Annotated in this window: 2 protein-coding genes and 1 pseudogene; all 3 read right to left on the bottom strand. The window is 28.1% G+C overall.

Features of this window, described 5'->3' with window-relative positions:
- Positions 1-208: 208 nt before the first annotated feature.
- On the bottom strand, positions 209-397 hold the full coding sequence (locus RI68_RS04480; protein ID WP_425314941.1) for a hypothetical protein: 189 nt from the start codon (positions 395-397) through the stop codon (positions 209-211).
- A pseudogene (locus tag RI68_RS02600) lies at positions 363-743 on the bottom strand (hypothetical protein). Before RI68_RS02600 ends, RI68_RS04480 begins: the two are co-directional and overlap by 35 nt.
- 1 nt (position 744) lies before the next feature.
- Complete coding sequence (locus RI68_RS02595) at positions 745-1,434, bottom strand: carboxypeptidase M32 (RefSeq protein ID WP_161598277.1); 690 nt, start codon at positions 1,432-1,434, stop codon at positions 745-747.
- Positions 1,435-1,499 lie beyond the last annotated feature (65 nt).

Genomic DNA, 1,499 nt, shown 5'->3' with positions numbered 1-1,499 from the left:
TATAAATAGAAAAAAATTATTATTTAATGTATATTTTCCGCAACCAAAAAATAAATAATTTTAACTTTCTTTCGAGCTTATCGCCTACTCTATATTTGAAAAAACATAATTATCAGCCTGAAATATACTAAAAAAGAAAAAACTCAAAATGGCTATCATTTTGAGTTTTTTTAAAATAAATAGAGTTATTTTCTTAAAAAAGATTAAATCAATTAAATAAATATTTTTCTTCTAAATATTTAACAAAAGCATGAGGATCGATTTTGTTCTCGCCAGTAGAAATTTTTAATAATTCATCGGCTGTATATAAAGAACCGAAATTTCTAAAATTTTGGTTTAAATATTGGTTAACATTTGTAAAATTACCTTGTGTAAAATCTTTTTTTGATGTCTGGATTATTTTTTTTGATTTTACTAATTAACATAGATGAAATTATAGCACCGTTTAAATAACTAGGAAAATAACCGAAATAACCAGAAGGTCAATGAACATCTTGAAGACAGCCTTCAGAAACATTATTAGGAACGATGCCTAAATAATCTTTCATTTTTTGGTTCCAAACATGAGGCAATTCGTCTAAATTTAATTGATCATTAACCAACATCTCCTCTATTTCAAAACGTAAAATGATATGTAAAGGATAAGTTAATTCGTCCGCATAAACTCTGATAAAACTAGGTTGAACGCGGCTAACTTCTTGATACAAATTATCAACCGTTAATAAAGAGTCATTCAATTGCATATCATTCTTTAAAAAAAACATATAAATAGGTTAAAAATTCTTTTGTTTTAACCAATTGTTTTTCAATTAACAAAGATTGACTTTCATGAAATTGATACCCTCTAGGTTTGCCAACAGGTTGGTTTTTATATTTGTCAGGTAAATTTTGTTCGTATAAAGCATGCCCTACTTCATGCATAGTGCCTATTAAACTATCTAAAAAATCATTGTGATCATAACGAGTGGTTAAACGAACATCATCAGCGGTTCCGCCACAAAAAGGGTGCGTAGATTCGTCTAAACGACCTTTATTAACATTAAAGCCTGCTTTTTCCATCATTTTATTATTTAATTCTTTTTGTTTTTCAATTGGCATAGAAAATTGAAGAGGAGTTCCGCTTTTGGCCTGTTTTTTCATCACTTTTTTGATTAAAGGCGGCAATTCTTCTTTTAAAACAGCAAACACTTGTTTAATGTTCTCCGCAGTATTGCCTGGTTCATATCTCGCCACTAAAGCATCGTATAAAGGGATATTTAAAGCTTTAGATCTTAAATGCGCTATTTGTTTAACATAATCAAGGACTTTTTGAAAGTAAGGCTTAAACATTTTATAATTGTTTTGTTGTCTAGCTTTTCTCCACGATAATTCAGCTTGAAAGAGTAGGTGATAAGTGAATAAAGTTGTTTTTCTATTTAAATAAAATTTAAACAAAAGGAGATTTAAATGTCTAGAAAAAGAAGTTATCGTAGATCTTTTCGAAGAAATAAATTAACATT

The sequence above is a fragment of the Vaccinium witches'-broom phytoplasma str. VAC genome (genome assembly GCF_000309405.1).
GTDB lineage: Bacteria > Bacillota_I > Bacilli_A > Acholeplasmatales > Acholeplasmataceae > Phytoplasma.
Note: the sequence above shows the minus strand (reverse complement) of the source record. Positions and strands in the feature narration are given on the sequence as shown.